Origin of the sequence: Kaistella sp. (genome assembly GCF_032060305.1) — a bacterium.
In the GTDB taxonomy this organism is placed as follows: Bacteria; Bacteroidota; Bacteroidia; order Flavobacteriales; family Weeksellaceae; genus Kaistella; species Kaistella yananensis.
Genome location: NZ_DAMBHK010000065.1, coordinates 3,694 through 13,008 on the forward strand (window position 1 = coordinate 3,694; position 9,315 = coordinate 13,008).

Below are 9,315 nucleotides of genomic sequence, written 5' to 3' on the forward strand. Positions count from 1 at the left end.
TCGATGAAAACGGAAATGCTACTGCCGTAGCCGACGGGCGTGGTGATGATTCTGTGGCAGTGGAATAAATTATTTACCGGCAAGTTTCTTCAGCATTCCGTTGAAGATTAAACCGTGAAATGGCAAAACCGAATACCAGTAAAGTCTACCTGATAAACCAAGCGGGCGGAATGTAGCTTCCTGATGAAGAATTCCGTCCTTGATTTTAAATTCGAGCCAAGCCTCGCCGGGAACTTTCATTTCCGCGAACAGCAGCAGGCGTTTTTCTTCTTTATCGGCATATAAAACACGCCAGAAATCCACAGAATCGCCAGCTTCGAGTGAATTCAGGTTTCTGCGTCCGCGCCGGAGCCCAACGCCCCCAAAAAGTTTATCCAAAAATCCCCTGATTTTCCAGAGAAAATCGGCATAATACCAACCGGTTTTCCCTCCGATGCTGAAAACCCTTGCCGCCGATAATTCCTCATCATCAACTTTCATTTCGCGGATGTCTTTAAAACAGCCTTTATTAGGAACTTCAAGATATTGCCATACGTTTCTGGCATGAAACGGGCTGCTGAAGGAATCGTACCAACTCGAGAGTACATCATTCTGCTTAATTTTATCAAAAGCCTGGCGAATTGCTTCTTTGTAAGAAAATAATTCGATTCCGAGATCTTGTGCTAACGTATTTTTTTTGGCAATGACATCTATTTTCATACTATCGACCAGGTTTTTCGCTAAAGAATAGGTGGTGCTGGTAATAAAATAAAGCCAATACGACGAAAGTTGCGGCGTCATTACAGGTACCGTGAAAACTGTTCTTTTCAAACCGCGGACTTCCGAATACTGCAGGAGCATTTCTTTATAAGTTAAAATATCTGTTCCCGCGATATCGTAATCTTTATTGTAAGTAAAATCTTTCCCTAAAACACCTACAAGAAACTGAATCACATTTCGGATTGCAATCGGCTGGCATTTTGTTTTCAGCCATTTCGGAGCAATCATCACCGGGAGTTTTTCAACCAAATCACGGATGATTTCAAAAGACGCGCTGCCGGAACCTACGATTATTCCTGCGCGGAGACTCGTTAACGCGTAATTTTCACTTTTCAGTGCTTCTTCTACGTTTTTTCTGGACTGAAGATGTTTTGACAGTTTTTCTTCATTGATGATTCCGGTAAGGAAAATAACCTGCTTTACTGCCGTTTTCTCTAACGCATTTCTGAAATTTTCTGCCGAAATTTTCTCCATTTCTTCAAAATCTTCTGCGCCGGAAGACATGGAATGAATCAGGTAATATGCGTAATGAATGTCTTTTGGAATATTTTCTAAAGAAGCAGCATTCAAAAAATCATTTTCAATAATTTCTAACTGATGCAGATGGTTTTGAAAAAGTTTCGTACTGAATCTTTTTCTGTCTCTCACAGAGCAAACTACGGTATGACCTTCTTCCAGTAACTGTATCAGAAGTCTTTTGCCAATATATCCTGTAACACCTGTGAGTAATATTTTCATTATTTAATGATTTCTTCTAAAATTTTATAGCGGCTTTCAAATATAAACTTCACCTTGTTCCGTACGGCTTTTCCTGCAATTAAATCGCCAAAGAGGCCCAAAGGCATTTTAAAATTCACAATATCTGTCATTTTTACTTTTCCGTCCTGCATTTCGGCAAAATGATGTTCGTGATGCCACATCGCATACGGACCGAACCGCTGTTCGTCTACGAAAAATTTCTCTTTCACCAGATGCGTAATCTCCGTAATCCAGTTGCTTTTTACCAAAGGAAAAATGCCGATTTTGTAGGTGATAATCTGTCCCTGATAGGTCTCTGAACCCGGATTATTTGTGATATGAAAATTCATTTCATCAGGAGTAATTTTATCCAGATTTGTAGGAACGGTGAAGAATTCCCAAGCTTCTTTCAGCGAAATAGGGAGAATCTGTTCTGAAGTCAGTGTATAAATTCCCGACTGTTTGGTGATTTTAATTTTCATCTGTTCTGCTGGGTGCTGGCGGATAATTCCATTTTCTTTTAAAATATTCAAAAACTAAAACAATACTGTACAAAAGGGTGAAGCAGTAGAAACTGTCTTCCAGAGGCATAGTTCCTACGCGGATTCCGAGGTTTTCAGTATCATCGTAAAAAACGACTGGATTTTCGGAATAATTGCCTGTCAACGCATTATTTACAAAATAAAACGGAATGTAAATAATAATGAAACTTAAATAAAACCGTCGCGCATCCTTCCATTTGTAGATGATCTGGAGCAGCATCAGTAAAGCAAAAAGACCGAAGCTGCATACCGTATAAATTTTGTCGTAATTTAAAACAGCAACAGAAAAACTCACCACAAAAAGGACGTACGTAATCCATTTGGTAATGCCTTCATTCAGAATAACTTTAGGAATAAAATACTCCAGAGAGTAATGAATAAAAACACTGGCGTAGGGAATGAGCAGGAAAAAGAGGTATTCTTCCAGCGGCATATTGAAAATTCTGAATCCAGTTAGATATTCATCATTAAAACCCCAGACTTTTTCGTAAGTGAAGTAAATATCCCAAGCGATGAAGAATAAACCGACCAAGAGAATGGCCGAAAAAAAAGCTTTCCAGTACTGGATGAAGTGCATTCTTTTCCGCTCGAAACTGAAGAGAAAAGGCACAGAAAAGCTTAGGATATCGAGTAATAAATAGTAATAAGACTGCAAGATTTTAGTTTTTATGAAGTTGATAATTTAGCTTCCCGGAAATATTTCAACGGAACGAAAAGCATTCCGAAGCATTCGCCGTCTTCTTTTCCTAAATGTTTGTGATGAATTTTATGGGCTTTACGCAAACCCCTGAAATACCAGTTATTGGTTTTGTCGAACCATTTAAAACGGCGGTGAATCAAGACATCATGAACTAAAAAATAGCCCATTCCATAAAGTAAAATCCCCAATCCTACAAAAAACATCCAGTTAATTTCGCCACGGGTTCCAAAGTAAAACAACAGAATACTCGGAATCGCAAAAACCACGAAAAAGAAATCGTTTTTTTCGAAAATATGTGGATAACCCGGCTGGTGGTGATCTTCATGAAAATACCAGCCCAAGCCATGCATGATATATTTGTGGGTAAGCCAGGTAATGCCTTCCATCGAAACGAAAACCAGCAGTGTGATCATGATATAAAGTAAGGTTTCCATTGTTTTTAAAGTTTTAGGTGCATTTTAATTCTTTTGATAAGATCTTCGTCTTTCGATTTTTTATATTCTGCTAAAATAAAAGTTTTATCATTTTTCAGATCTTTGTTATACCCTAAAAATGCCGGCGTCTGCTCCTGCGAAATAAATCTCATAAATCTAATTTCCAGATTGTTTGGATCTTTTTTCAAAGCATTTTCAAGTGCTTTTTTCCCTTTATTAAAATACGAATATTTGTTGAGCGGATTCACCGCGTGTTTTGCCATAAAGAAATTGCCTACTGCAAAAAATGCTTCGTAAATTGGTTTTTTAGTTTTGGTGTAAGCCTCTTGGGAGGTTGCGATTAAGGTTTTTGTCGCAGTTTCAGAATTTTCTCCTTTCTGTAAAAGCAATCTGAAATCTGATAAATCCTGGCCGTAACACATCATAGCAAAAAAGAAAACCAAGGTTAAAAAAACTTTTTTCATTATTGAAATTTTCAAACTAATTTTAAGTTTTTATTAAGTACCATTTCTCCGAAAAGATAAATTTTCCGGGCATTGGAAACACTTATTCTTTTTGTGAGCAACAACTCAGGTTTTGTTTTGCGTATTTTTTTGAAGAGGTTGATGTAATATTTATACGCCATGAAAACTGCGATTCTGCTCGATAGCGGAAGCATTTTAATCCCGATGAAAGCATGCGCAAAATCTTTTGCGATGTCGGCTTCAATTTCCTGCTTAGCCTGCGAACTGAATTTGCTGAAATCTACATTCGGGAAATACATCCTGTTCAAATCATTATAATCTGCGCTGATGTCTCTCAAAAAATTTATTTTCTGAAACGCTGCGCCGAGACTTTGTGCGTAAGGCTTCAATCTGTTATATTCTTCTACATCACCATTCACAAAAACCTTCAGGCACATTAAACCTACCACTTCGGCTGAGCCGTAAATGTATTCGTTGTACTTTTCATCATTAAAGTTTTTAATATCGCCCAAATCCATTTTCATGGAATGGAGAAAAGCATCCACCAGATGCTGTGGAATGTTTTTTTCTTTCTGCGTTAAACAGAAAGATTGTAGTATGGGATTGAGAGAAATACCGTTTTCGAGTGCTGAGCGGTAACTTTGCCCAAATTCGTCCATAAGCTTCGCTTTATCATAATCGTGGAAAGTATCTACAATTTCATCAGCAAACCGCACAAAACCATAAATGTTATAGATGTGTTGCCGAATTTCAGGCTGAAAAAGGGTAGAAGCCCTGGAAAATGAGGTGCTGTATTTTTCAGTCACTAACTTAGAGGACTGCCCGCACACTTTGTTGAAAATTTCTAAGTTATTCATCGTTTCTGTTCTTAAGGATATAATCTGTAACTACTTTTCCGGAGATTAATGCCGGTGGAACGCCGGGTCCCGGAACCGTGAGCTGACCTGTGTAAAAAAGGTTCTTGATTTTCTTATTGTTAATTCTTGGTCTTAAAACTGAAGTTTGCAACAATGTATTGGCAAGTCCGTATGCATTTCCGCGACAAGAATGATAACGTTCTTTAAAATCGTTTACGCCGAAACTTTTCTTGAAAATAACCGAATTGCGGAGGTTTTCTCCTGTGTTTTTTTCGATTCTATCCATAATCAACTCAAAATACTGATCGTGAATTTCCTTTGAATCCTCAAGATCTACGGCGACGGGGATCAGGAAGAAGCCGACTTCCTTTCCTTCGGGACAGAGGCTGTCATCAGTTTTACTTGAGAAATTGGCGTAGAACAGCGGTTTTTTGGGAAAGGTTTTAGTATCGTAAATTTCCTCCGCATGGCGGCCAAAATCGGTATCAAAAAATAAATTGTGATGCTGAAGCTGCGGAACTTTTTTATCAAAAGCTACGTAATATAAAAAAGAGGATGGTGCAAAGGTTTTTTTCTGCCAATACTCTTTAGTATAATTCTGTTCTGTTGATTTTAAAAGGGTTTCGGTATGTGCATAATCTGCTCCGGAAATTACAATATCAGCTTTTAAAACATTATTTTTAGTGATTACAGCCGTTGCATGGTTATTTTCTGTTCGTATTTCTGTAACCTTCTCATTTACTTTAAATTTTACGCCCAACTCTTCTGCAAGTTGCTGCATTCCCTTTGCTACAGCATTGAAACCGCCTTTTGGATACCAGGTTCCCATCCCGAAATCAGCATGGTTCATAAAATTGTAAAAAGCCGGCGTATTATTCGGTTTTGCTCCTAAAAATATTACGGGGAATTCCAGAATGCTTCTTAGTTTGGGATCTTTAATATTTTTTCGCATGGTTTCGGAAATGTTTTGCACGAAAAGCGGAAGTCTTTTGGCCGTCTCAACACTTACAAGCTCCAGAATCGATCTGCCGGGATTGTAAACCAAATCCTGCATTGCGATCTCGTAATTCGCTTTGGCTTTTTTCATGAAATCTCTTAAGTGTTTGCCACTTCCGGGTTCGATGTTTTCGAAAGTTTCGATGATTTCCTCCGGCTTGTCTGAAATGTCGATGAAGTTATCTTTGCCGAAATACACTCTGTAGCCCGGCGAAAGTTTCTCCAACTGATAGTAATCTGTCACTTTTCTGCCAAAATCTTCAAAAAACCTTTCGAAAATATCAGGCATCCAGTACCAGCTCGGTCCCATATCGAACTTAAAGCCACTGATTTCCAGCAAAGATGCACGCCCACCCACCTGTTCATTTTTTTCCAAAACAGTTACTTTATAGCCTGCCTTAGCCATATAACAAGCGGATGCTATCGACGAGAAACCTGAACCAATAATAATGACATTTTTCATAAACTTGAATTAATGGAACAAAAATATACTTTAATTTTTAAATTATAAAATAAATATACTAATTTTGTGATTCAAATTATCAATAGTAAATATATTTAAAAATTGGTAAACGATGATTTTACTTATCTTTTCAGGATGATGGCTTACGACAGCCTTACTAAAATAAACCTTATCGTTAAAAAAAGAGTACTTCCGAAATCCTTAAATTAATTTAATATGTCTGAAAAATTTTCTGTTTTCTGGTTCAGAAGAGATTTACGCTTGAGTGATAATCATGGTCTTTTCCAGGCTTTAAAATCCCAAAATAAAGTGTTGCCAGTCTTTATTTTTGATACTGATATTCTTTCGAAACTCGAAAATTCAAAGGACAGGCGAGTAGATTTTATTTTTCAGGCGTTAAATAACATTAATGAAAATCTAGAAAAGAACGGGAAATGCGTTAAAATTTATCACGGGAAACCCTTAGAAGTCTTCCGGGAAATTATTGAAACTTATCCGGTTGAAAAAGTTTTTTGCAATGAGGATTACGAACCCTCTGCTATTCAAAGGGATGCTGAGATTAAGGATTTTTTACATCTCAACAATATTGAATTTCTTTCGTACAAAGATCAGGTTCATTTTCATAAGAATGATATTCTGAAAGCCGACAAATCGCCTTATACCGTTTACACGCCCTATTCAAAACAGTGGCTTTTAAAATACAACACTCAGGAAACCGAAAATTATCATTCCGAAAAGCTTTTGAACCAATTTATTGATGCTGAAAAACAGAACTTTTCATTACAGGATATTGGTTTTCAGCCAAGTGGTTATCGCTATCAAAGTCCATCCTTGAATACTGAAATATTAAAACATTACCACGAAACAAGAAATTTTCCGGCGTTGGCAACTTCAGAAATGGGTTTGCATCTGCGTTTCGGAACCATTAGTGTTCGCGCATTGGCCAAAATCGCAAAACAGTTGAACGAAACATATTTGAAAGAACTGATCTGGCGGGAGTTTTTTATGCAAATCCTGTATCATTTCCCTAAAGTTGTGCATCATTCATTCAAAACAAAATATGATGGAATCCAGTGGCTTTCTGACGAAGAAAGTTTAAAAAGATGGCAGGAAGGCAAAACTGGTTTTCCGTTGGTGGATGCAGGAATGCGCGAACTGAACGAAACCGGTTTTATGCACAACAGAGTCCGAATGGTTTGTGCAAGTTTTCTTACCAAGCATCTGTTGACCGACTGGAGAATTGGGGAAGCGTATTTCGCGGAAAAATTACTCGATTACGATTTAGCAGCCAATAACGGAAACTGGCAGTGGAGTGCGGGTTCAGGTTGTGATGCGGCTCCGTACTTCAGGGTTTTTAATCCCGAAGAGCAGCAGAAAAAATTTGATCCCGACTGTGTGTATGTTAAAAAATGGGTAAAAGAATTTGGAACTTCCTCATATCCGAAACCGATGATTGATCATAAATTCGCCAGAGAAAGAGCGCTGGAAACCTATAAAAAAGGACTCCAGGAATTACTGTAAAATGTTGAGGCTTTTAGGCTGCACTTTCACTTTTATAGGCGACGTTATTTTATTGAATTCACCGTCCAGATGCCAATTTTTGGTATTCACTTCAAATTCGATTTCAGAAACCGGAAGATAGGTGACATACTGATCATCTTTCAGCCTTTTGGTGAACATTCTGAAGGCGAAAAAAGGCGAGTAGGTGAGCGGGAATTTTTTTACCAAAACCAAATCAACAAGACCGTCACTTTTGCTTGCTTTCGGTGCAATGTAGGCGTTGTTGCCGAACTGCCGCGTGTTTGCAATATTCAGCATTAAATATTTCCCGTTATACTGCTGATAATTGTCGGTTAAAAATTTAATCTGAACAGGTTTGTAATTAAAGAAGGTTTTAATGGAAACTTTAATGTAATTCTTGAAGCCTCTTTCTGTTTTTTCGAATTCTTTCACCACTTTTCCGTCAAAACCGGTACCCGAAACGTTGATTGATAACCTTCCGTTGACCGTGAAGGTATCGATTTTTTTGGTTTTTTGGTATTTAATTTTGGTTAAAAGATCGTCAATGTTTTTAGAAAATTTAGTCTCATTTGAAAACCCGTTACCTGATCCTGCGGGAAATATTGCAAGAATTTTATCAGTATTAATCAGCTTTTGCGCCACTGTAGAAATGGTGCCGTCGCCGCCAACCGCAACGAAAATATCGGTATCAGAAAAATGCGTGTCAATAAAATGATACGTATCTTCTATAGACTCTGAAATATAGTAAACCGGATCCGGAATCCTTTTTTTCAGGGCGCGCAGAAACGGGTGATAGTTTTTTTTCGCAGAAAAAGGATTGATAATAAAGGCTACATTTCGCATCATATAAATCAGAAAATAGAAAACGTAATTAGTTTAAATTCAGTTTTGTTCTGAAATCCTCAGTCAGAAAAGGTTTTATTTCGCTGTACGGAACTTTTATAAGCACGGGACCGGCTGCATACGCTGCAATTTCGTATTGGTTGTACAGAAAATAAAGATGCTCCTGATCAAAATAAAAATTGTTGTTAAGCGGTATTTCCTTTACCAAAAGCATTTGCGCTTGCCCTTTGTCCAGATCGTTTTTCAGGAAATGATCCATAAGAATTCGGCTCCATATTTTTACATCACGCACTTTCAGAATATCTCCCAGGTGTACTTGCCTGTTCGTTTTTACATCAAAAACTCTGTATAGCTCATTATAATAGCCGTGAGCACCGCCCGTGTATCCATCACTTTTATACTGAACCGTCATGAAATCATTCAGCTTTGAAAACTTTTTCATGTAAGAATTCTGTTCCCAGGTTTGCGGGAAATCGGGGCTCCAGTCTTCCAGAGATTTTTTGGTGTCTGCAAAATATTCGTTCTTCTGGGTCTCGATTTCGGCTTCAATATTTTCTTTGGAATATTCTTTCAGTTTAAGATTTAGCGGAGCATAAATACTGTCGAGCAGCGATTTGTTACTAAGGTTAGGAAAAACCAAAACCGTTGACCTGAAAATTGCAGTAAGGTTTTCATTTATTTTTAAAGAATCGACCGTTGCTAAGGAATCGGTTGCTAAAACTTTTACCGGAACTTCTTTTGAAAGGGTTTTTTCAGATGTTTTTGCGTCAGGATTTTCGGCTTTTTTACAACTGAAAAAAGCTAAGAATGTTAAAAAGAGAACTGCAAAAATATTTTTCATCTTCAAAATTAATTATTTTATTCAAATAAAAAAACTGTTCAAAGGATGAACAGTTTTTCGTGATATGTAATTAAAGCTTAAACATCGATTTTTGCATACACCGCATTTTTCTCGATAAACTCTCTTCGTGGTGGCACTTCGTCGCCCATCAGCATCG

The 9,315-nt window shown here is 37.6% G+C and carries 10 protein-coding genes; 1 reads left to right on the forward strand and 9 read right to left on the reverse strand.

From position 1 onward, the window contains the following. Positions 1 to 69: 69 nt before the first annotated feature. The 7 genes from V5N63_RS09230 to V5N63_RS09260 are packed head-to-tail and all read right to left on the reverse strand — an operon-like array spanning position 70 to position 5,953. Positions 70 to 1,497 carry an SDR family oxidoreductase gene (locus tag V5N63_RS09230; protein ID WP_332033712.1) on the reverse strand — a complete coding sequence of 476 codons (1,428 nt, stop codon included), beginning with the start codon at positions 1,495 to 1,497 and terminating at the stop codon, positions 70 to 72. Continuing rightward, on the reverse strand, positions 1,497 to 1,979 hold the full coding sequence (locus V5N63_RS09235) for an SRPBCC family protein (protein ID WP_265144292.1): 483 nt from the start codon (positions 1,977 to 1,979) through the stop codon (positions 1,497 to 1,499). The genes V5N63_RS09230 and V5N63_RS09235 overlap by 1 nt, the downstream gene beginning before the upstream one ends. Continuing rightward, complete coding sequence (locus tag V5N63_RS09240) at positions 1,969 to 2,694, reverse strand: lycopene cyclase domain-containing protein (protein ID WP_332033713.1); 726 nt, start codon at positions 2,692 to 2,694, stop codon at positions 1,969 to 1,971. The genes V5N63_RS09235 and V5N63_RS09240 overlap by 11 nt, the downstream gene beginning before the upstream one ends. A gap of 11 nt (positions 2,695 to 2,705) precedes the next feature. Beyond that, complete coding sequence (locus tag V5N63_RS09245) at positions 2,706 to 3,173, reverse strand: beta-carotene hydroxylase (RefSeq protein WP_332033714.1); 468 nt, start codon at positions 3,171 to 3,173, stop codon at positions 2,706 to 2,708. Between the two features lie 5 nt (positions 3,174 to 3,178). Continuing rightward, on the reverse strand, positions 3,179 to 3,637 hold the full coding sequence (locus V5N63_RS09250; RefSeq protein WP_332033715.1) for a hypothetical protein: 459 nt from the start codon (positions 3,635 to 3,637) through the stop codon (positions 3,179 to 3,181). Between the two features lie 11 nt (positions 3,638 to 3,648). Continuing rightward, the gene (locus V5N63_RS09255) at positions 3,649 to 4,494 is read right to left on the reverse strand and encodes a phytoene/squalene synthase family protein (RefSeq protein WP_332033716.1); all 846 of its coding nucleotides are present in this window, start codon (positions 4,492 to 4,494) and stop codon (positions 3,649 to 3,651) included. Continuing rightward, positions 4,487 to 5,953: a phytoene desaturase family protein gene (locus V5N63_RS09260; RefSeq protein ID WP_332033717.1), complete on the reverse strand. Its 1,467-nt coding sequence runs from the start codon at positions 5,951 to 5,953 to the stop codon at positions 4,487 to 4,489. The genes V5N63_RS09255 and V5N63_RS09260 overlap by 8 nt, the downstream gene beginning before the upstream one ends. Positions 5,954 to 6,169: 216 nt before the next feature. Here V5N63_RS09260 and V5N63_RS09265 point away from each other — a divergent pair, with 216 nt between their 5' ends. Next, positions 6,170 to 7,474 (forward strand): cryptochrome/photolyase family protein, encoded by a 1,305-nt coding sequence (locus V5N63_RS09265; protein WP_332033718.1) that lies wholly within the window; start codon positions 6,170 to 6,172, stop codon positions 7,472 to 7,474. Here the strand turns inward: V5N63_RS09265 and V5N63_RS09270 are convergent. After that, on the reverse strand, positions 7,466 to 8,317 hold the full coding sequence (locus tag V5N63_RS09270) for a diacylglycerol/lipid kinase family protein (RefSeq protein ID WP_332033720.1): 852 nt from the start codon (positions 8,315 to 8,317) through the stop codon (positions 7,466 to 7,468). The two genes, V5N63_RS09265 and V5N63_RS09270, sit on opposite strands and share 9 nt — an antisense overlap. Positions 8,318 to 8,345: 28 nt before the next feature. After that, positions 8,346 to 9,158 carry an RsiV family protein gene (locus tag V5N63_RS09275; RefSeq protein ID WP_332033719.1) on the reverse strand — a complete coding sequence of 271 codons (813 nt, stop codon included), beginning with the start codon at positions 9,156 to 9,158 and terminating at the stop codon, positions 8,346 to 8,348. Positions 9,159 to 9,315: the final 157 nt, after the last annotated feature.